The organism is Pseudarthrobacter quantipunctorum, assembly GCF_045291495.1.
GTDB classification, from domain to species: Bacteria; Actinomycetota; Actinomycetes; order Actinomycetales; family Micrococcaceae; genus Arthrobacter; species Arthrobacter quantipunctorum.
Window position 1 is genome coordinate 2,737,965 of sequence record NZ_CP148033.1, and the last position, 20,430, is coordinate 2,758,394.

Sequence of the window (20,430 nt, forward strand, 5' to 3'; positions counted from 1 at the left end):
CCCCACGCTTGACCTGCTGCTTCTTTCGCCCGGCCTGTCGGAAGGCATCCGGGCACGCACCAATATAGCGGTTAAACCAACAAAGTGATAAAAGAATCCTTCGCGGTGTCCTAGTCCAGCACAAGCCCCTTGCCAAGCCCGCGCTCCAGGCGCACCGGGCGGATCTCGCCGAAGCCGCGGACGTTCTCGGGCGGCTGCGGCTCCAGCACGAACCGTTCGTCATGCTCCAGGGCCGAGGCCGTCATCGAGTCCACCAGTACAGTCCCGGGGTCGGCAAGCGTGGTAAGCCGGGCTGCCAGGTTCACGGTGGGACCGTAGATGTCCCCGAGCCTGGACAGGATCCTTCCCCACACCATGGCCACCCGCGCTTCGGGAAGGATTTCGTCCTCCGTGAAGGCCTGGGCCAGGGCAAGGGAGATCTCGGCGCCGGCAGCGGGGGTTTCAGCTATGTAGAGGACTTCGTCCCCCACGGTTTTCACCAGCCTGCCGCCGCCTACGGAGATGATTTCCGCGCACTTGTTCTCGAAGCGCTGGACCAGCCGGGCGAGGGTCTTTTCGTTCATGCGCCGGGACAGGCTGGTGTAGGAAACCAGGTCCGCGAAACCTACGGCGCGTGCCAGCGGCAGCGGCGCGTCGTCCTCATCGCCTTCCCGGCCTTCCTCGCTCGCCTGGAGCCCGGCCTCCGCGCGGACGGCGAGCCGTTGAACGCCGGCGTTCAGCTGGCGCCGCCAGGAATACACCAGTACTTCCTCGAGGGCGTCCACCAGCGCGGGCAGTTCGTTGACCAGCCGCTTGCGAGCCACGGCGTCCGTGACCCCCTGCTCGTGGACCATGTCCTCCACCAGGGCTTCGATCTGCCACACCACCATCCGGTCCGTCATCTGCCCGATGGAGCGGGTGACGGAGATGGCGGCCTCCTCCGTCAGCTTGCCGGAGCGCACCAGGTCCACCACGGTGGAGAGGGCGGCCTGGTCGCGCTCGGTGAACGCGACGTCCTCATCGCCGAAGTTGGGAAAGCCCAGGGCGCGCCACAGCTTGCGTGCGGACAACAGGGAGAGTCCCGCACCGGCGGCGACTTCACGACGGCGGAGCTTGCGTTCCCCGCCGAGCAGGCGCGCTTCCAGCGCCTTCATGGCGAGCCTTTCGGCTGACATGGTGCCCGTGGCGGGATGGGCATCCATCGCGGGCGGGGGCGTGATGGAGTCCACGCGTTCCTGCTGGTCCTCATCGTTCATCCCGTCCACCTTCTCTCAGTTCCCATGGCAATGCTCCGGCCGGGTAGTCCAGTTCCCCGCCGGACTGGCCGTCGCGTTCGTCGGGCAGGTCCTCGAGGACATCAAGGATGAAATCCCGGAACCTGGCAACCTCCGGCACATCCTGGAAAGTCACGACGCCCTGATACCCGGTTTCCAAGGATATATTCCCGGAGCGCAACAGGCGCTGAAGTACCGACTCGTGGACAGTCAGGTGGCGAACCGAGGCCAGGCTCACCTGCCGGTCCTGCCGCCGCACCAGGCCGGACCGGGAGATGATCCTGCGGCTGGTGAGCGTGTACCGGGTGCCCTGCCACCGGAGCAGCCGGGGCAGGCAGTAACCCAGCCAGACGCCGGCGGCCGCAAGGATGCATCCGGCCACCAGCCCCGGTGTCCACCGGGCTTCGAGGCCCGGGATGGCCCTCACGGCTTCGCCGCGGACCACCCACGCGGAAGCATAGGCGGCAAGAGCCGGAGACAGTATGAAGGCCGCTGCTGCCCCGGCCAGCTTCCTCGGCTGCGGGCGGGTGGTGACAATCACCTGCTCGCCCGGGACGAGGTCTTTACGCATAACCGCCCTGGCCGGAGGCATCCGGTGAGGTCCACGGACGCAGGTGCACAACATCGCCGGCGGTGACCACGTGCTCGCGGGACTCGCGGTCAACCACCAGCAGGGAGCCGTACTCGTCCAGCCGGGAAGCGTGGCCAATAATTTCGTGGTCGCCGGGAAGCTGGGCCCGCACCTGCTTGCCCAGTGTTGTCATGACGGCCTCAATCCGCTTATGCAGCGACGGTCCACCGGCCAGGCCCGCCGCAGGATCGCCGTCGGCGTTGCAGAAGCTGCGGTAGAGCACGGCAAAGTGCGAAAGGTAGCTCTTGAGCAGCTCGGTCCGGTCCGCCGTCCGCGGCGCTTCCAGGACCACGGACGTGGCCGTGGGCACCGGCAGATCCTCCTGCCGGAGGGTGACGTTCAGGCCGGTTCCGAGGACGACGGGCGGCACCGAGCCATCCACCATGGGACCCAGCTGCGCCAGGATTCCGGCGATCTTCTTGCCGCGCACCAGGACGTCGTTGGGCCACTTCAGCTCCGCGGGGAGGCCTGCCGTCTCCAGCAGGGTTTCGCGCAGCGCCAGTGCCCCGATGAGGGACAGCCAGGAATAGCTCTGGGTGGGGAGCGGCCTGCCTTCAGCGTTCGCAGGCCTCAGGACCACCGAAACGGAGACCGAACTCAGGGGCGGCGCTTCCCAGTGCCTGTCCAGGCGGCCCCGGGCCGCCGTTTGGTATTCCGCAGTCAGCACCGACATGTCCGGCCACGCCGACGGATCCACGGTCACCCACCGGAGCAGGTCCGCATTGGTGGATCCGGTGGAGTCCACCACATCGAGCCGTGCAATGCCGGTGGCGGACAGGAAGTCCTGGTCCGCGAGGTCGCTCCGGTTCAGCGGGGTACCGGGGGCATGTGCGTCATCCATACCTAAACTGTACCGACCCGGCCCGGTCCCGGCTTCCCGCCATCGGTGGACCTGCGGGGCCGGGCTAGAGGAAGATGTCCGGCGCCAGGCGGTCTTCCGGAACCCCCAGGCTGTACGGCCGGAAATCAGTGACTCCCGCGGCAGTGAGCACTGCTTCGTCCGTGTAGAAGTTTCCACTGGGCAGGCCGCCGCTTTCCAGGTTGCTGCCGGTGAGCACTGCATGTGCCGCGTCAGCCATGATCTCCGGGCCGCGCGCCGCCTGGGCAATGCGCTCCCCATGGGGCATGTTCCGGATCGCCGCTGTATCAATCAGGGTGCACGGCCACAGCGAATTCACCTTGATGCCATCCGCCTTCAGCTCCTCGGCGAGCCCCAGGGTGGTCAGGCTCATGCCGTACTTGGCCATGGTGTACGCCAGGTGCTTTCCGGCCCAGTGCGGGCTGAGGTTCAAGGGAGGCGAGAGCGTGAGGATATGGGCATCATCCGAGGCCCGCAGCGCCGGCAGCGCGAGTTTGGACATCAGGAACGTGCCGCGGACGTTGATGTCCTGCATGAGGTCGTACTTTTTCATGTCCACGTCGTCCGTGTTGGAAAGGTCGATGGCGGATGCGTTGTTAACGACGGCGTCGATACCGCCGAAGCGCTCGACGGCGGAGGAGACCGCGCGGGCCACATCGCCGTCGTCGCGGACATCGCCCACCAGGGGAAGGGCCTGTCCGCCGGCATCCTCAATCTCCCGGGCGGCTGTATAGACGGTCCCGGCGAGCTTGGGATGCGGCTCCCCCGTCTTGGCCATCAGGACGATATTGGCGCCGTCGCGGGCTGCCCGAAGGGCAATGGCCAGGCCGATTCCGCGGCTTCCGCCGGAGACAAGGAGGGTCCGCCCGGAAAGGGAGCCGGCAGCCTGGTACGGGCCCGCAGGAGCGAGGAAAGCGTCATTGCTCGAAGTCATGGCACCACTCTAACCCAGCTAAGTTACTGATGAGTAACATGACATTGATGGCGATGACGGCGCAGAAAATTGTAGGTTCCCTACAGCTGCGGCGGCCTGAAGCGTCACTAGACTTGCCAGCAGGGTTCGTCTTTTGTGTGGAAGCTACTTAAACCCCCGCACAACAGCCGGCCAGCAAACTTAGCACCACAGAATCAATCTGCTACAGAGCCGGAGACACTTGATGAGCCACGATCTGACAACGACAGCGGGAAAGATCGCCGATTTCCGCGACCGCCAGGCGCGTGCCGAACAGCCCTCCGGTCCCGAAGCAATCGATAAGCAGCACGCACGCGGCAAGAACACCGCCCGCGAGCGCATCGCCCTCCTGCTGGATGAAGACTCCTTCGTGGAGTTCGACGCCCTGGCCGTGCACCGCTCCACCGCGTTCGGCATGGAGAAGAAGAAGCCCCTGGGCGACGGCCTGGTTTCCGGCTACGGCACCGTGGACGGCCGCCTGGTGGCCGTGTACAGCCAGGACTTCTCCGTCTACGGCGGCTCGCTCAGCCAGGTCAACGGCGAAAAGATCGTCAAGGTGCAGGAGTTTGCGCTGCGCAACGGCTGCCCCGTCGTCGGCATCCTTGACGGCGGCGGAGCCCGCATCCAGGAAGGCGTGGCCTCCCTGGCGATGTTCGCGGACATCTTCCGCAACAACGTCCACGCCTCCGGCGTCGTCCCGCAGATCTCCCTCATCATGGGCCCCTCGGCCGGCGGGGCCGCCTACTCCCCCGCCCTCACCGACTACGTGGTGATGGTGGACAAGACCTCCCACATGTTCATTACCGGCCCGGACGTCATCAAGACGGTGACCGGCGAGGACGTGGACATGGAAACCCTCGGCGGCGCCCGGCAGCACAACGCCACCACAGGAACGTCCACCTACCTTGCCTCCGACGAAGGGGACGCCATCGAGTTCGTCCGCGAACTGCTGGACTTCCTGCCCTCCAACAACCTTTCCGAGGCGCCCGTCCTGGAGCACACCCAGGAAATGGAGCTTGACGACGACGACCTCGCCCTGGACGCGCTCATCCCCGACTCCGCCAACCAGCCCTACGACATGCGCACGGTGGTTGAGCAGATCGTGGACGACGGCCACTTCCTGGAGATGCAGGCGCTGTACGCACCGAACGTCATGATCGGCTACGGCCGGGTGGAGGGCCACACGGTGGGCATCGTTGCCAACCAGCCCCTGCAGTTCGCCGGCACCCTGGACATCGCGGCGTCGGAAAAGGCCGCCCGGTTCGTCCGGCACTGCGACGCGTTCAACATTCCCATCATCACCCTGGTGGATGTGCCCGGCTTCCTGCCCGGCAAGGACCAGGAATTCCAGGGCATCATCCGGCGCGGCGCCAAGCTCCTGTACGCCTACGCAGAGGCAACCGTTCCCAAGCTCACCGTGATCACCCGCAAGGCCTACGGCGGCGCGTACATCGTGATGGGTTCCAAGAAGCTCGGTGCGGACCTGAACCTGGCCTGGCCCACCGCCCAGATCGGCGTCATGGGCGCGCAAGGCGCCGTCAACATCCTGTACCGCCGCGACCTCGCTGCAGTTGCAGAGGCCGGCGGCGACGTCGAGGCACGGCGCGCCGAGGTGATCCGGCAGTACGAGGAAGAGCTCCTCAACCCCTACCAGGCGGCGGAGCTCGGATACGTTGACGCGGTCATCGCCCCCTCCGAGACCCGGCTCCAGATCATCAGGGGCCTGCGCGCCCTGCGGGACAAGCGCGCGAGCCTCCCCGCCAAGAAGCATGGGAACATCCCGCTGTGACAGACTCCCAGCCTGAGGAAAACCAGCCGCCCGCTGAACCGGTGCTCTCCGTTGTTAAGGGGCAGCCGACAGCCGAGGAGCTGGCGGCGCTCACCGCCGTCGTACTGTCCCTTGGCGGAGTCCAGCAAACCGGGACGGACAAGCCGCCGGTCCGGCACTGGGTCCGCCGCCAGCAGCTGAGGCTGGGCCCCACGCCGGGTCCCGGCGCGTGGAAGCGGAGCCGCGGCTGAATCCCCACATCCCGAGGCGCTAGTCTCGGAGTGTGACTACAGACACTTCCCCTGCCGCCCGCCCGCACACCCGCATCGACGCCGTCGCAGATGACTACACCGACACCCTGATCAGGCTCAATCCCTCGTTTGCCACCACCCTGGGCATTCCCGGGCACGAAACCGAATACCAGGACTTCTCCCCCGCGGGCATCGCGGAGTTCGCCGAGGCCGCGCGGAAGGCGCTGGCTGACCTCGAAGGCCTCGAACCGGAGGACGAAGTTGACGCCGTCACGCTGGACGCCATGCAGGAACGGCTGGGCCTGCAGCTGCTGATCCACGCCTCCGGCTGGGACTACGCAGACCTGAACAACATCGCTTCCCCGGCGCAGGACATCCGCGCCATCTTCGACCTCATGCCGACAACCACCGTGCAGGACTGGCAGCACATCGCCGGGCGCGCCTCCAATGTTCCGGCAGCCATCGCCGGGTACACCGAATCCCTGCGCCAGGCCAAGGACTCCGGCCGGGTTGCCGCGGCGCGCCAGGTGAAGATCGTCATTGAGCAAGTCACCAAGTACGCCGCCGCGGACGGCTTCTTTGCCAAGCTGGCGGCTTGGGCAGCCACGGACGCCGGGCCGCTGCCTGCCAGCGTCCAGGAAGAGCTCGACGCCGGGGCTGCCGCCGCCCGGGCAGCCTACGCCGGGCTGGCGGAGTTCCTCCGCACCGAGCTGCTGCCCGCCGCGCCCGCGAAGGACGCCGTGGGCAGGGCCCGCTACACCCTCGCCTCCCGTTCGTTCCTTGGCGCGACAGTTGACCTGGAGGAGACCTACGCCTGGGGCGTTGAGGAACTCGACCGGCTCATCGCCCAGCAGGAACAGGTGGCGGACACCATCAAGGCCGGCGCCACCATCGCCGAGGCCAAGGAGATCCTCAACAGCGATCCCGCCCGCCAGCTGGAAGGGAAAGAGGCACTGCGGGAGTGGATGCAGGAGCTTTCGGACAAAGCCGTGGCCGAACTCGCCGGCGTCCACTTCGACATCCCGGACGTCATGAAGAAGCTGGAATGCCTGATTGCCCCCACCGACGAGGGCGGCATCTACTACACCGGCCCCTCGGATGACTTCAGCCGCCCCGGCCGCATGTGGTGGTCCGTCCCCGCCGGCGAGGACACCTTCACCACCTGGGCCGAAACCACCACGGTCTACCACGAGGGCGTGCCGGGCCACCACCTCCAGGTGGCCACCGCCACCTACCGCCGGGAACTGCTGAACAAGTGGCGGCGCAATGTCTGCTGGACCTCCAGCCACGGCGAAGGCTGGGCGCTCTACGCCGAAAAGCTCATGCAGGAACTGGGCTACCTGAACGACCCCGGCGACCACATGGGCATGCTGGACATGCAACGGATGCGGGCCGCCCGCGTGGTGTTCGACATCGGCGTCCACCTTGAACTCGAAGTCCCGGAACGCTGGGGCTCCGGCACCTGGACCCCGGACAAGGGCTATCAATTCCTGAAGGAGAACCTGCCCATCAGCGAAGGACAACTCAACTTCGAGTTCACCCGCTACCTGGGCTGGCCAGGCCAGGCACCCTCCTACAAGGTGGGCCAGCGGCTCTGGGAACAGATCCGCGCCGAACTCGAAGCCCGTCCCGGGTTCGACCTCAAGGAGTTCCACACAAGGGCACTCAACATCGGCTCCGTAGGACTGGACACCCTAAGGCGCGCGCTGCTTTCCTAGCCCCCTTCGGGGCGGGAGGGCAACATCCTCGGCGCGCTGCTCGTTCCTCGCTTTGACGCGCGCTGCCGGATGTCGCCCTCCCACCCCTTCACCAGCGAGACTTTAAGCACACCCGGACCGGGAATACTTAACATAGCCGCTGCACTCCCTTGATTTCACGGGGTTGATTCGCTCGAGCGGAAACTCGGGGCGCGTAATATTTCTCAATGTTCGTTCGCCGTGATATGTGCCGTGGCCCTAGCGTAGTCGGGTGAGCACTCAGACAAGCACCCCTTCCCCCGCAGGAAAGACCGGCTTCCAGCTGCCCAAGTGGGCTGGCTCGTTCGGCTTCCAGATCATTGCCGCCCTCATCGTGGGGCTTGGCCTCGGCCTGCTGGCCAAGTACACCGGCAGCACCAAAGCCAGCCCCAACGCCCTCGGCGCCACCCTGCAGACCATCGGCTCCAGCTATGTGTCACTGCTGCAGACCGCCGTCGTGCCCCTGATCTTCACCGCAGTTGTCAGCTCCATCTCGAACCTGCGCCAGGTGTCCAACGCCGCCAAGCTCGCCTGGAACACCCTGCTGTGGTTCGCCATCACCTCCCTGATCGCCGTGCTGATCGGCATCGGCTTGGGCGTCCTGCTGCAGCCCGGCGCCAACACCGGCATCTCCGAGGAAGCCAAGTACTCCGGCAAGTCCGGTGACTGGTGGGCCTTCCTGGTGGGCCTGTTCCCCAAGAACTTCCTGGGACTGGGCGCCAGCTCCACTGTTGCCGAATCCGGCGCGGTCACCACCTCCGTCAGCTTCAACGTGCTCCAGATCCTTGTGATCGCCATCGCCGTCGGCGTTGCCGCGCTCAAGGTGGGCAAGGCTGCCGAGCCCTTCCTGAACCTGAACGCTTCTGCGCTGGCCGTCATCCAGAAGGTGCTGTGGTGGATCATCCGCATCGCCCCGCTGGGCACCGTGGGCCTCATCGGCAACGCCGTTGCCGTCTACGGCTGGGACACCATCGGCTCCCTGGGCAAGTTCACCTTCGCCATCTACGTGGGCCTGGCCCTGGTCATCTTCGCGGTGTACCCCATCCTGGTCCGTGCCCACGGCCTCTCGGTCAAGCAGTACTTCTCTGGCGTGTGGCCCGCCGTACAGCTGGCCTTCGTCTCCCGCTCCTCCGTGGGCACCCTGCCCCTGACCCAGCGCGTCACCGAACGCAGCCTGGGCGTCCCCCGCGCCTACGCGTCCTTCGCTGTGCCGCTGGGAGCCACCACCAAGATGGACGGCTGCGCCGCGATCTACCCCGCGATCTCCGCCATCTTCGTGGCCCAGTTCTTCGGCATCCAGCTGGACTTCACCCAGTACCTGCTGATCGCCCTGGTCTCCGTGCTGGGTTCCGCTGCCACGGCCGGCACCACCGGCGCCGTGGTGATGCTCACGCTGACGCTGTCCACGCTGGGACTGCCGCTGGCCGGCGTCGGCCTCCTCCTGGCCATTGATCCCATCCTGGACATGGGCCGCACCGCGGTCAACGTGGCCGGCCAGGCCCTGGTCCCCACCATCGTGGCCAAGCGCCAGGGCATCCTGGACGAGCAGCTGTACAACGCGCCCCGCAACGGCACGCCGTTTGTTGACGACAGCTTCGACGCTGCCGACGCCGGTACGCCAGCTGCCGCATCATCGGACGGGACCACCACGGACACCGCTCCACGCCATCTAGAGGACGCGAAGGCCTAAGGGTCCCTGCTCACCCATCACGAAAGAAGTCCCCGGGAACTGGACCGTTCCCGGGGACTTCTTTCTGTGTCGGGACTACTTTCTGTGTAGTCGCATTTTCCATACAGCGCGCCAGGTTCCGTGCAAGGCGCTATCCAGCAGGGAGTGCGGTCAGTGCCCGCCGCCGCCGATCACGCCGTTCTCCACCGCCTTGGTGACGGCATCCGCCTCGGCCTGGGTCAGCTTCCCGTCCGCGACGGCCTGGTCCAGCCGGGTTTTCAGCCCCGCCGCCTTCTCTGCCTCCCGTTCGCTGCGGAGTTCCTCCAGCGCCGTGGTGACCGTGGACTCCTCGATCCCAAGCGATTCGGCCAGCGACTTTGCAAGGGCAGCCTCGCGGGTCGCTGCATCAGGCTTCTCCCCCTCCGCCGGAGGACCTGCGGGCTTGTTGGCCTCGCGGAAGGCCTGCAGGGCCTCCGTCACCTTTGCTTCCTCAACGCCCAGCTTCTCCGCCAGTGCGGACGCCTGGGCAATTCCCCGCTCCCCGCCCCGGCCGCCGTGCTTGCCCATGCCGCCGGGCACGGTGCTGGCGCTCCCGTCAGCCGAGGCGCTGGAGCTCGCGCTCGGGGCGGGAGCCGGTGTTGTGGTGGCGGAGGCCATGCCGGCAACGCCGATTCCGGCACCAAGGGCCAGCGCCGCAGCTGACAGGCCGAGGGTCATTTTCTTTGTGCGTGACATTTCTTGTCTCCTGGTACTGCCGTTCGGGACGGCTGCTGATCGTTAGTCCTTTTCGGGACATTTCCAGCATCCGCGGGCAAGTCATGGGAGAGCTGTCCGGAACCTTTCATTCTCCTGTGAAAGTAAGTTGCCCAGAGTGCAAAGTTGCACGTAGTGTAAAAGCGTGACAGTTTCCGCAGACCAGGCTTCGGCCAGGGCCTCCCCGCACGAATCCGTGCCGCTCTCACGCCGTGAGCTGAACAAAGCCGCCACCCGCCAGGCCATCACGGACGCCGCCCTGGCCCTCCTGCGCAGCAAGGGGCCAGGGAACTTCACGGTCGAGGACATCGCAGACGCCGCCGGCATTTCGCGCCGAACCTTCTTCAACTACTTCGGCAGCACCGATGCCGCGCTGGCCTCCATCACCCACGGTTTCCTGGACAACGCCATCCAGCAGTTCAAACTCCGGCCCGCGGACGAACCCATCCTCCAGTCCGCCCAGGAGGCACTGATGGCGCTTGCGGATCCGATGACGGTGGCCCCGCTGGCTGAGCTGTTCACGCTGACCCAGCAGAGCAGCCTGATGTCCCATTCCGAGCTGGAAGCCTGGGACCACTGCCGGGAACAGATCACAGAAGTAGCCCGCGGGCGTGCCGCCGCAACACCTGGCGCAGTGGACGAGCTCTACCTCCGCGCCCTGGCGGGGTCCGTGATTTCCTGCGGCAAGGCCGCCATGGAGGTCTGGTTCTCCCGCCGCGGCGCGGACCTCTCCCCCGCGTCCCTTGCCGAGCTCCGGCACCTCCTGATCGACGCCATGGCCCTGCTCGGCTCCGGTTTCACCACGGGCACCACGCCCGCACCCTCATCCTCAGCTTCCCGTCCCTCCTGATCAGATCGGTCACCTCACATGGCACTGTTCCTTTACCGCCTGGGCAAGTTTTCCTACCGCCGGCGCTGGCTGGTCATTTCGCTCTGGCTTGCCGCCCTGCTGGCCGTGGGCGGTGCCGCCGCAGCGTTCCACGGGACGCTGTCCAACAATTTCCAGATTCCCGGCACGGAGACGCAGCGGATCGCGGACAAGCTGAAGGAAGAACTCCCCTCAGCATCCGGAGGCACCGCCACCATCGTCTTTGAAGCCCCCGACGGCGGCTTTACCGCCGAGAGCCGGGCCGCCGTCACGGACTCCCTCAAGGAACTCGAGACCATCCCGGACGTCCGCGGCACCGTGGATCCCTTCGCCACGCAGGCCCAGGTGGACCAGGCGGGACAGGCAATCGCCGACGGCGAGCAGCAGCTTGCAGCGGGCCAGGCCCAGCTGGACGCCTCCCGCGCCCAGCTCGAAGCCGGCCAGGCACAGCTGGCCGCGGCAGAACAGCAGCTTGCCGCAGCCGGCGCGCCAGCGGCCCTCATCGAGGCCCAGCTGGGCCAGCAAAAGGCCGCACTGGCCGAAGGCCAGGCCAGGCTCGAGGCAGGCGTCCAGGAGCTGGAATCCAGCAAGGCAAAGCTCGAACTCGGCAAGCGCCAGGCAGAAGCGTCCTCGGCCATCAGGTTTGTATCAGAAGACGGACAGGCGGCAGTGGCCCAGGTGCAGTTCAACACCTCCATCAACGGCCTCAGCCCCGAGGTCCGCCAGCAGGTCCAGGACATCGCCCACGAGACGTCCGGTGCCGGCGTCACCGCCTACGCCAGCAAGGAAATCACCGAGGACATCTCCGAACTCTTCGGTGCCGCTGAGATCATCGGCATTGCGGTCGCGGCCCTGGTCCTGATCCTGATGCTGGGCACGCTGGTTGCCGCCGGGCTGCCGCTGCTGATGGCCGTGGTGGGCGTCGGTGTGGGGGTCGGCATCACGTTCGCGCTGTCCGGCCTCTTCGACATGAGTTCCATCTCCCCCATGCTGGCCCTCATGCTGGGCCTAGCCGTGGGCATCGATTACTCCCTCTTCATCGTCAACCGCCACCGGACCCAGCTGCTGGCCGGGATGGACCCGGAGGAATCCGTGGCGCGGGCCACCGGCACCTCCGGCAACGCCGTGGTTTTCGCCGGCCTGACCGTGATCATCGCCCTCGCCGCACTGGTGGTCCCCGGCCTGCCGTTCCTCACCGTCATGGGCCTGGCCGCGGCCGGCACCGTTGCCGTGGCCGTCCTGGTGGCCATCACCCTGACGCCCGCCATGCTGTCCCTGATCGGCCGCCGCATCATTTCCCGGCGGGCCTGGGCCAAGGCGGATGCCCACAACGCCGAGCCTGGCCACGAAGCAGCCGATGAAGCCAAGGACCGCGAGCGCAGCACCCGCGGCTGGGGCGGCCTGGTCACCCGGCACCCCATCCTGGCCCTCCTGGCCGGCGTGCTCCTCCTGGGCACCCTCGCGCTGCCGGCCACCCAGCTGCAGCTCGCACTGCCCGACGGCGGGTCCGAACCTGTGGACTCGGAGGCCTACCAGGCGTACGACCTGACGGCGCGCAGCTTCGGCGAAGGCGTCACGGGCCCCATCGTCGCGGTAGGCGAGTTCCCGGCGGGCCTCGATGAGGCCCAGGCACAGACCCTGCAGTACGACGTCGCCGACAAACTCCGCGCCGTGGACAATGTTGTAGCCGCTGTACCGGTTGCCCTCAGCGAGGACCGCCGGACAGCCGTCTTCCAGGTCATCCCCGAAGAAGGCCCGGCCAGCGCCAGCACCGTCAACGTGGTGTCCGAACTCCGGGGCCTCAATGATGACATCCAGTCCGAGCACGGGGTGGCGATGGGCCTGACGGGGCAGACGGCCGGCAACATCGACGTCTCCACCAAGCTGGGTGACGCCCTGCCGCCCTACCTGGCGATCGTCGTCGGGCTTTCCCTGATCCTGCTGCTGCTGGTGTTCCGCTCCATCGTGGTGCCGCTGCTGGCCACGGGCGGATTCCTGCTCTCGCTTGCCGCAGCGTTCGGGGCCGTGGTTGCCGTGTACCAGTGGGGCTGGCTCGGCGGCGTGTTCGATATCGCCAATCCGGGCGCGGTGCTGAGTTTCCTGCCGATCATCCTGATCGGCGTGCTGTTCGGCCTGGCCATGGATTACCAGGTGTTCATCGCCTCGGGCATGCGCGAGGCGTACATGCACGGTTCCACCGCCAAGGAAGCCGTCCGTGTGGGCTTCCGCCACGCGGCCGCTGTGGTCACCGCTGCCGCGATCATCATGGTCAGCGTGTTCGCCGGCTTCATCTTCAGCCACCTCACCATGGTCCGGCCGCTGGGCTTTGCGATGGCGTTCGGTGTGCTCCTGGATGCCTTCGTGGTGCGCATGACCATCGTCCCGGCCGTGATGTACCTGCTGGGCGAAAAATCCTGGTGGCTGCCGCGGTGGCTGGACCGGATCCTGCCTGACGTGGATGTTGAGGGCGCCAAGCTCAACCGGACCGAGGCGGCACCGGTGCACGGGGAACTGGTCCACCAGGCCGGACCGGTCAATTAGGCTGGATTTGTGGTCCGCCTGATTCTTGCATCCCAGTCCCCCGCCCGCACCAAGCTCCTGGCCGAGGCCGGCATCCGGCACTCCATCCTGGTGTCCGACGTGGACGAGGACGCCGTCCAGGCCCGCTACGGCGTCACCGATCCGCACGACACCGCGCTGCTGCTGGCCCGGGCCAAAGCGGAGGCCGTGGCGGCGCTGCCGGAAGCTGAAGGGGCGCTGGTCCTGGGCTGCGACTCCGTGTTCGAGTTCGACGGCGAGGCGCACGGCAAGCCCTACACCGCCGCCGTCGCCCGCGAGCGGATGCTGCGGATGAGCGGCAATGCCGGGGTGCTGCATACGGGCCACTGGCTGGTGGACTGCCGGGACACGGATACGGACGACGACGGCGAAGGTGCAGGCACCGGCGCCACCCTCGGTACGGTGGCCTCAGCCGAGGTCACCTTCCTGGAGATGGATCCGGCCGAAATCGACGCCTACATCGCCACGGGCGAGCCGCTGCACTGTGCGGGTTCCTTCACCATCGACGGCCTGGGCGGGGCGTTCATCCGTAAGGTCGACGGCGACCCGCACACCGTCGTCGGACTTTCCGTCTCCACGCTCCGTGGCCTGCTTGCCGCCGCGAACGTGCGCATCACGGACCTGTGGCACGGCTGACGCTCCTGCCTCGCCTGCAACAAAAGCGCCGCAATTGGCAGGGTCTTGTAGCTTCCCTACAAAGCTTGGCCGGTTTACACGCGGATTCCGCAAGTAATATCGGCGGAACCCTCAAAACCGCGCTAGGCTCCCTGAAGGAAAGAAGGAGACGCCTTGTCAGCAAATTTGGAGCAGTCCGCAGGAACCACGCAGTCGACCCTCACAAAGGTGCTGATCGCCAACCGCGGTGAAATTGCCGTCCGCATCATCCGGGCCGCCCGCGACGAAGGCATCGCCTCCGTGGCCGTCTACGCGGATCCCGACCGTGACGCCCTGCATGTCCGCCTCGCTGACGAGGCCTACGCCCTGGGCGGGAACACCGCCGCGGAGTCCTACCTGGTGATGGACAAGATCATCGACGCCGCACGCCAGTCCGGTGCTGACGCCATCCACCCCGGCTACGGCTTCCTGGCGGAAAACGCCGAGTTCGCCGCGAAGGTGATCGCCGCGGGTATCACCTGGATCGGCCCCTCCCCCGAAGCCATCTCCGCCCTCGGCGACAAGGTCCAGGCCCGCCACATTGCGGAGAAGGTCGGTGCCCCGCAGGTTCCCGGCACCGCTGACCCTGTGGAGTCCGCCGAGGAAATCCTGGAATTCGTGGACCGGCACGGCCTGCCCGTGGCCATCAAGGCTGCCTTTGGCGGCGGCGGACGCGGCATCAAGGTGGCGCGCACCCGCGAGGAAATCCCCGAACTGTTTGAATCCGCAGTGCGGGAGGCCACCGCCGCCTTCGGCCGCGGCGAGTGCTTCATCGAGCGCTTCCTTGACGCTCCCCGGCACGTCGAGACCCAGTGCCTGGCGGACGCCCATGGCAACGTGGTGGTTGTTTCCACGCGTGACTGCTCGCTCCAGCGCCGCAACCAGAAGCTCGTCGAGGAAGCCCCGGCGCCGTTCCTCACCGAAGAGCAGAACCGCCGGCTCTACGAGTCCTCCAAGGCGATCCTCAAGGAGGCAGGCTACCTGGGTGCCGGCACCTGCGAATTCCTGGTGGGCCAGGACGGCACCATCTCCTTCCTTGAAGTGAACACCCGCCTCCAGGTGGAGCACTGCGTCTCCGAGGAAGTGACCGGCATCGACCTGGTGCGCGAGCAGTTCCGGCTGGCCCGCGGCGAAGAGCTCGGTTACGGCGACCCCGAGGTGCGCGGGCACTCCTTCGAGTTCCGCATCACCGGCGAGGACCCGGGCCGCAACTTCATGCCTGCCCCCGGCACCATTCGCGTGCTGAAGAACCCCACCGGCCCTGGAGTCCGCATCGACTCCGGCGTTGAACAGGGTGACGAGATCAGCGGCAACTTCGACTCCATGCTTTCCAAGCTGATCGTCACCGGAGCCAACCGCCCCCAGGCCCTGCAGCGTGCCCGCCGCGCGCTTGAGGAAATGGTGGTGGAGGGCATCCCCACCGTCATCCCGTTCGACCTCGCGGTGGTGTCCGATCCTGCGTTCGCCCCGGCCGAGGGCCCGTTCACGGTCCACACCCGGTGGATCGAAACAGAGTTCGTCAACAACCTTCCGGCCTGGACTCCGGACGGTTCCGCCGATGCCGACGCCGTGGCAGAAGACCGCCAGCGCGTGGTGGTCGAAGTGGGCGGCAAGCGCCTGGAAGTGGTCCTGCCCGCATCCCTGGGTTCCCTGGGAACCGGAGGGGCGGCGGCAGCGAAGCCGGCAAAGTCGAAGAAGCGCTCCCGCTCCGGCGGTCCTGCAGCGGCCACCGGCAATGCCCTGACGTCCCCCATGCAGGGAACCATCGTCAAGGTTGCTGTGGCCAACGGCGACGTCGTCTCCGAGGGCGACCTGGTGGTGGTCCTCGAGGCGATGAAGATGGAGCAGCCGCTGACGGCGCACCGCTCCGGAATCGTCATCGGGCTTGAGGCGTCATCCGGCGAAACAGTGTCCGCCGGCGCCATCATCGCCATCATCGAAGACCAGTAAGCGCCGGAGGCACCCATGCTCGCACCCAGTTTCCAGGAAGAAGTGGGCCGGTACCACCTGGCCGTCCCCGAAATTACCCGGGGCAATCCCGAGCCCGTCAAGGAGCTTTATTCCAGGCTTGACGACGTCACGCTGGCCAATCCTTTTGGCGGCATCGCGCGCGGCTGGGCGCAGGTGGAGGCAAGGCTGGACCAGGCTGCCCGGCAGTTCCAGGACGGCGAGATGCTGGGGTTCGACACCATCACGTCCTACACCGCACGGGATACCGCCTACCTGGTGGAGACCGAACACTTCCGTGCCCGCCTGGACGGGAGTGCCGTGGAGGAGTTTGCGCTCCGGGTCACCAGCATCTTCCGGCGCGAGGAAGGCTACTGGAAGCTCGTCCACCGGCACGCTGATCCTGCCGCGCGCCCACAGTCACGCCGCTCCCTCACCCAGCCCCCGGCCTAGCTGACAGGTCCGGCCCAAACCGGCACACTTAGCAGATGCTGCCTTTCCTGCTCCTCGCCTCCCGGGCGGAGGACGCCGCCGCCGACGACGAGTACGCCGCCTACCTGCGCTATGGCGGGCTGGAAGAGCGGGATCTGTGCCGCGTCCGGCTGGAGGCTGCCCCGCTGCCGGACCTGGACCTTGCGCACTACTCGGGCGTGATTGTGGGCGGGAGCCCCTTCACCTCCAGCGATCCTCCGGAACAGAAGTCCCCTGTCCAGCACCAGGTGGAGCGTGAGCTGTCCGGGCTGCTGGACGTGCTGGTGGCCCGGGACTTCCCGTTCCTGGGGGCCTGCTACGGCGTGGGCACCCTGGGAACGCACCAGGGCGCCGTCATCGACAGGACCTACGGTGAGCCACTGGGCGGGGTGGAGATTGAACTGACCGGTGCCGGGCTGGAGGACCCCATCCTGAGGGGAATGCCGGGCAGTTTCACCGCCTTCACGGGGCACAAGGAGGCCTGTACCGCCCTGCCGCCGCACGCCGTGCTGCTTGCCCGCTCCGAGACCTGCCCCGTGCACATGTTCCGGATCCGGACGAATCTGTATGCCACCCAGTTCCACCCCGAGCTGGACGTGGACGGCCTGGTCACCCGCATCGACATCTACCGCAACGCCGGCTACTTCCCGCCGGAATCGGCTGAAGACCTGATGGAGAATGCTCGGCAGTTCACCGTAACTGAACCCATGAAGGTGCTGCGGAACTTCGTGGACCGCTACGCCCGGTAACCTCACGGGCGGCCCAAAGCGCCGCCGTCGTGCCTTCCCGCCCGCTTGCTCCGCCCCTGACACAAAAGTGCCCGGCGCACTCCCCTTTTGACGGGAAACGCACCGGGCACCGCAGGCACGAACCGGGCTGGAACGTACAGCGTGTATTGCTAGGCCACGTTGTTCTCGTAGTCCAGGTCGCGGGTTTCCTTGCTCACGAACAGGGCAATGAGCGTCAGCACGGCCATGGAGGTCAGGTAGATGCCCACCAGGACGGGGCTGCCGTCCGCCAGTTCCCACAGCGCGACGGCGATGAACGGTGCCACCGCTGCGCCGAGGATGCTGGAGAAGTTGTAGCTCACGGCAGACCCGGTGTACCGGACGTTGGTGGGGAAGAGTTCCGGCAGCAGCGCCCCCATGGGCCCGAACGTCAGGCCCATCAGGGAGAAACCGATCACCAGCAGCGCCATGGTGCCCACGAATCCGCCGCTGAACAGCGGGACGAACAGCAGGCCGAAGACGAAGATTCCGCCCGTGACGGCCAGGAGCATCTTGCGGCGGCCATACTTCTCGGCCAGCGGTCCGGACACGAGGGTGAAGATGCCGAAGAACACGACGCCGGCAATCAGCATCCAGAGGAAGTCGTTGCGGGTGTAGCCCAGGCCGGGGACGAACGCCGCAGCGGCCGCTTCCGACATTGGCTTTCCGGCCTTCTCAGCCGCGGCCCTGGCAGCGTCCAGCGTGGCGGGACGGGTGCCGTAGGTGAGGGTGAAGGTGGTCATCAGGTAGAAGAGCACGTACGTGGCGAGCATGATGAACGTGCCCAGGATGAGCTGGCGCCAGCTGGTCTTGAACACCCTGCCCAGCGGCAGCTTGGCTACCTCGTTGGACTCGATCACCTTGGTGAAGGCGGGCGTCTCGATCAGTTTCAGGCGGACGTACAGGCCGATAATCACCATGACGGCGCTGAGCAGGAACGGCACGCGCCAGCCCCAGGCCTGGAAGTCGGCCGGCGAGAGCGCGTAGCTGAACACCAGGAAGATCACGTTGGCGATGATGAAGCCGATGGGGGCGCCCAGCTGCGGGAAGGTTCCGTAGATGGCTCGCTTGTTGGCCGGGGCGTTCTCCGTGGCCAGCAGCGCGGCGCCGCTCCATTCACCACCCAGGGCAAGGCCCTGGGCGAAACGCATGACCACCAGCAGGGCCGGGGCCCAGAACTGCCAGCCCGGAACAAGGGCGGTGGGCAGGCAGCCGATGAGGAACGTCGCAATACCCATGGTCAGGAGGGACGCCACCAGGGTGCCCTTGCGGCCGAACTTGTCGCCGAAGTGGCCGAAAACGATCGAACCGAGCGGACGGGCGACGAAGGCCACGCCGAAAACGGCGAAGGAGCTCAGGAGCTGGGTTGTTTCGTTCTGGTTGGGGAAGAACAGCTGCGGGAAGACGAGCACCGCGGCGGTGGCGTAGACGTAGAAGTCGTAGAACTCGACCGTGGTGCCGATCAGGCTGGCGACGATCACGCGTCCGCGTGAGTTCACCGGCTGGGACGCGGCCACCGCGGAGGCATTGGTGGATGACATAGGTAAACGCTTTCGTGAGGACCGGCCGAACCCGGGTAAGGGAACGGCTCGAAATAGTCAGAGTTCAATATTAGTTCCCCCCCGTCCAGTCAACGGACGAAAGGTCCAGCATGCGGACCTGTGTTATGTGTCTCACTTTCTGGTCCAGACTGCCCGCCTCACGTCCGCCGAGGCCCGCCGATAGGCAAATGTCACAGCGCGTTAACACGCGGCGTCGGTCCATGAAACGCGGCTTCCCTACCTTGGAGGAACAACATCCCCCAGAAGGAGGTACCCCGTGACTGTTGACCGCACCGCCGATGCCGGCACCGGAAGTTCCCTTGATCTCGAAGATTCCGCCATGCCCGGAACCGCCGCATCCGCCAGCGCACAGCCCGGCCCTACCCGCACCACAGACACCCCCGCCCTTGAATTCCGCCCCGGCCGCTGGATCGCCAACTGGGATGCCGAGAACAAGGAACAGTGGGAAACGGCAGGCCGCTCCATTGCGCGCCGCAACCTCAACTGGTCAATCTTCGCCGAGTTCCTCGGCTTTGTCGTATGGCAGCTCTGGTCCATCGTGGTGGTCCAGCTCCCCGCAGCGGGCTTCACCTTCTCCACTTCCGAGATTTTCTGGCTGATCTCCATGCCCAGCCTGGTGGGTGCCACCCTGCGCATCCCCTACACCTTTATGGTCCCCCGCTTTGGCGGCCGCAACTGGACCATCGTTTCCGCCCTGCTGCTCCTGATCCCCTCCATCGGCCTGGCCCTGTGCGTCTCCAACCCGGAAACCCCGTTCGGCGTCATGCTCCTGGTGGCCGCCCTGGCAGGCTTCGGCGGCGGCAACTTCGCCAGCTCCATGGCCAATATCACCTTCTTCTATCCCGCCCGCGAAAAGGGCTGGGCCCTGGGCCTGAACGCCGCCGGCGGCAATATGGGTGCCGCCGTGGCACAGCTGGCAGTCCCCATCGCCATCACCCTTCTCGCCGTCGGCACCGTCAACCTGCCCCTGGCCGGCTGGATGTGGGTCCCGTTCATCCTGATCGCCGCCTTCGGTGCCTGGAAGTTCATGGACAACCTCACCAGCGCCAAGGGCGACGTGGCGGGCTCGATCGCAGCGCTGAAAGAACCGCACCTGTGGATCATGGCGCTGCTCTACATCGGCACGTTTGGCTCGTTCATCGGCTTCGCCGGCGTCTTCCCCAAGCTGATCAAGGACTACTTCCCGGCTTTCTCCTCCATCGGAGTGGGCACCGTGGCACTGTCGCTGGCCTTCCTCGGCCCGCTGGTAGGCTCCCTGGCCCGCCCGTACGGCGGACGCATGGCTGACCGGATGGGCGGCGCCCGCATGACCGTGGCCGCCTTCGCCTCCATGGCCGTCATCACCCTCACCATGATCTGGACCCTCCCGCTGAAGAACTTCTGGCTCTTCCTGGTCCTCTTCCTGATGCTCTTTACCGCCAGCGGTTTCGGAAACGGTGCCACGTACCGGATGATCCCCATCATCTTTGCCACCAACAGCCGCGCTGCCCGGAACGGTGCCAGCTCGGTGGCCACCCAGCGCCTCGCTTCCTCCGCCCTGGGCCTCATCTCCGCCATCGGCGCCTACGGCGGATTCGTGATCCCGCAGGTGCTGAACGCCTCCAACTCCGCCAGCGGCTCCTACACCCCCGCTTTCTACGGATTCGTCGGGGCCTACGTCCTGATGCTGGTTGTGTGCTGGGCCTGCTACATCCGCAACGCCAACCGAAATGCGATGGGACACGTCTAAC

17 protein-coding genes are annotated in these 20,430 nt (G+C 66.6%); 11 read left to right on the top strand and 6 right to left on the bottom strand.

All coding sequences use genetic code 11. The features are described from left to right. Positions 1 to 110 precede the first annotated feature (110 nt). The 4 genes from WHH00_RS12415 to WHH00_RS12430 all read right to left on the bottom strand — a co-directional run bounded on the left by WHH00_RS12415 (position 111) and on the right by WHH00_RS12430 (position 3,677). Complete coding sequence (locus WHH00_RS12415; RefSeq protein ID WP_104185299.1) at positions 111 to 1,235, bottom strand: adenylate/guanylate cyclase domain-containing protein; 1,125 nt, start codon at positions 1,233 to 1,235, stop codon at positions 111 to 113. Continuing rightward, on the bottom strand, positions 1,225 to 1,824 hold the full coding sequence (locus WHH00_RS12420; protein WP_406633147.1) for a PH domain-containing protein: 600 nt from the start codon (positions 1,822 to 1,824) through the stop codon (positions 1,225 to 1,227). Before WHH00_RS12420 ends, WHH00_RS12415 begins: the two co-directional genes overlap by 11 nt. After that, positions 1,817 to 2,725: a biotin--[acetyl-CoA-carboxylase] ligase gene (locus tag WHH00_RS12425; RefSeq protein ID WP_406633149.1), complete on the bottom strand. Its 909-nt coding sequence runs from the start codon at positions 2,723 to 2,725 to the stop codon at positions 1,817 to 1,819. Before WHH00_RS12425 ends, WHH00_RS12420 begins: the two co-directional genes overlap by 8 nt. A 64-nt stretch (positions 2,726 to 2,789) precedes the next feature. Next, positions 2,790 to 3,677: an SDR family oxidoreductase gene (locus WHH00_RS12430; RefSeq protein WP_406633151.1), complete on the bottom strand. Its 888-nt coding sequence runs from the start codon at positions 3,675 to 3,677 to the stop codon at positions 2,790 to 2,792. A 223-nt stretch (positions 3,678 to 3,900) separates the two neighbouring features. On the opposite strand from WHH00_RS12430, the gene WHH00_RS12435 reads away from it, so the two are divergent. The 4 genes from WHH00_RS12435 to WHH00_RS12450 all read left to right on the top strand — a co-directional run bounded on the left by WHH00_RS12435 (position 3,901) and on the right by WHH00_RS12450 (position 9,140). Further along, the gene (locus tag WHH00_RS12435; RefSeq protein ID WP_406633153.1) at positions 3,901 to 5,484 is read left to right on the top strand and encodes an acyl-CoA carboxylase subunit beta; all 1,584 of its coding nucleotides are present in this window, start codon (positions 3,901 to 3,903) and stop codon (positions 5,482 to 5,484) included. After that, positions 5,481 to 5,714 carry an acyl-CoA carboxylase subunit epsilon gene (locus WHH00_RS12440; RefSeq protein ID WP_406633155.1) on the top strand — a complete coding sequence of 78 codons (234 nt, stop codon included), beginning with the start codon at positions 5,481 to 5,483 and terminating at the stop codon, positions 5,712 to 5,714. The genes WHH00_RS12435 and WHH00_RS12440 overlap by 4 nt, the downstream gene beginning before the upstream one ends. A 32-nt stretch (positions 5,715 to 5,746) precedes the next feature. Next, the gene (locus tag WHH00_RS12445) at positions 5,747 to 7,432 is read left to right on the top strand and encodes a DUF885 domain-containing protein (RefSeq protein WP_406633157.1); all 1,686 of its coding nucleotides are present in this window, start codon (positions 5,747 to 5,749) and stop codon (positions 7,430 to 7,432) included. Between the two features lie 250 nt (positions 7,433 to 7,682). Then, the gene (locus WHH00_RS12450) at positions 7,683 to 9,140 is read left to right on the top strand and encodes a dicarboxylate/amino acid:cation symporter (RefSeq protein ID WP_406633159.1); all 1,458 of its coding nucleotides are present in this window, start codon (positions 7,683 to 7,685) and stop codon (positions 9,138 to 9,140) included. Between the two features lie 150 nt (positions 9,141 to 9,290). On the opposite strand, the gene WHH00_RS12455 is transcribed toward WHH00_RS12450, so the two are convergent. Beyond that, on the bottom strand, positions 9,291 to 9,854 hold the full coding sequence (locus WHH00_RS12455) for a hypothetical protein (RefSeq protein WP_406633161.1): 564 nt from the start codon (positions 9,852 to 9,854) through the stop codon (positions 9,291 to 9,293). 163 nt (positions 9,855 to 10,017) lie between these two features. On the opposite strand from WHH00_RS12455, the gene WHH00_RS12460 reads away from it, so the two are divergent. The 6 genes from WHH00_RS12460 (at position 10,018) to WHH00_RS12485 (ending at position 17,120) form a co-directional block, all read left to right on the top strand. Next, a complete protein-coding gene (locus WHH00_RS12460; protein WP_406633164.1) occupies positions 10,018 to 10,722 on the top strand; it encodes a TetR/AcrR family transcriptional regulator in 705 nt (234 codons plus the stop codon). Between the two features lie 18 nt (positions 10,723 to 10,740). Further along, positions 10,741 to 13,281 (top strand): MMPL family transporter, encoded by a 2,541-nt coding sequence (locus tag WHH00_RS12465; protein ID WP_406633166.1) that lies wholly within the window; start codon positions 10,741 to 10,743, stop codon positions 13,279 to 13,281. A gap of 9 nt (positions 13,282 to 13,290) precedes the next feature. Next, positions 13,291 to 13,935, top strand: a complete 645-nt coding sequence (locus WHH00_RS12470) for a nucleoside triphosphate pyrophosphatase (RefSeq protein ID WP_231454393.1) — start codon at positions 13,291 to 13,293, stop codon at positions 13,933 to 13,935. A 153-nt stretch (positions 13,936 to 14,088) separates the two neighbouring features. Further along, positions 14,089 to 15,903, top strand: a complete 1,815-nt coding sequence (locus WHH00_RS12475; protein ID WP_406633168.1) for an acetyl/propionyl/methylcrotonyl-CoA carboxylase subunit alpha — start codon at positions 14,089 to 14,091, stop codon at positions 15,901 to 15,903. A gap of 15 nt (positions 15,904 to 15,918) precedes the next feature. Continuing rightward, the gene (locus tag WHH00_RS12480; RefSeq protein WP_350003751.1) at positions 15,919 to 16,353 is read left to right on the top strand and encodes a nuclear transport factor 2 family protein; all 435 of its coding nucleotides are present in this window, start codon (positions 15,919 to 15,921) and stop codon (positions 16,351 to 16,353) included. Positions 16,354 to 16,388: 35 nt separating this feature from the next. Beyond that, on the top strand, positions 16,389 to 17,120 hold the full coding sequence (locus WHH00_RS12485) for a glutamine amidotransferase (protein WP_406633171.1): 732 nt from the start codon (positions 16,389 to 16,391) through the stop codon (positions 17,118 to 17,120). Between the two features lie 149 nt (positions 17,121 to 17,269). Here the strand turns inward: WHH00_RS12485 and WHH00_RS12490 are convergent, their stop codons facing one another. Next, on the bottom strand, positions 17,270 to 18,679 hold the full coding sequence (locus tag WHH00_RS12490) for an MFS transporter (protein WP_406633174.1): 1,410 nt from the start codon (positions 18,677 to 18,679) through the stop codon (positions 17,270 to 17,272). 277 nt (positions 18,680 to 18,956) lie between these two features. On the opposite strand from WHH00_RS12490, the gene WHH00_RS12495 reads away from it, so the two are divergent. After that, a complete protein-coding gene (locus tag WHH00_RS12495) occupies positions 18,957 to 20,429 on the top strand; it encodes an MFS transporter (RefSeq protein WP_406633176.1) in 1,473 nt (490 codons plus the stop codon). Position 20,430 lies beyond the last annotated feature (1 nt).

Bases quoted from the DNA above. Each gene is read 5' to 3' on its own strand.
- WHH00_RS12425 (WP_406633149.1), bottom strand. From the start codon at position 2,725: ATGGATGACGCACATGCCCCCGGTACCCCGCTGAACCGGAGCGACCTC.
- WHH00_RS12415 (WP_104185299.1), bottom strand. From the start codon at position 1,235: ATGAACGATGAGGACCAGCAGGAACGCGTGGACTCCATCACGCCCCCG.
- WHH00_RS12435 (WP_406633153.1), top strand. From the start codon at position 3,901: ATGAGCCACGATCTGACAACGACAGCGGGAAAGATCGCCGATTTCCGC.
- WHH00_RS12420 (WP_406633147.1), bottom strand. From the start codon at position 1,824: ATGCGTAAAGACCTCGTCCCGGGCGAGCAGGTGATTGTCACCACCCGC.
- WHH00_RS12480 (WP_350003751.1), top strand. From the start codon at position 15,919: ATGCTCGCACCCAGTTTCCAGGAAGAAGTGGGCCGGTACCACCTGGCC.
- WHH00_RS12465 (WP_406633166.1), top strand. From the start codon at position 10,741: ATGGCACTGTTCCTTTACCGCCTGGGCAAGTTTTCCTACCGCCGGCGC.
- WHH00_RS12490 (WP_406633174.1), bottom strand. From the start codon at position 18,679: ATGTCATCCACCAATGCCTCCGCGGTGGCCGCGTCCCAGCCGGTGAAC.
- WHH00_RS12455 (WP_406633161.1), bottom strand. From the start codon at position 9,854: ATGTCACGCACAAAGAAAATGACCCTCGGCCTGTCAGCTGCGGCGCTG.
- WHH00_RS12485 (WP_406633171.1), top strand. From the start codon at position 16,389: ATGCTGCCTTTCCTGCTCCTCGCCTCCCGGGCGGAGGACGCCGCCGCC.
- WHH00_RS12430 (WP_406633151.1), bottom strand. From the start codon at position 3,677: ATGACTTCGAGCAATGACGCTTTCCTCGCTCCTGCGGGCCCGTACCAG.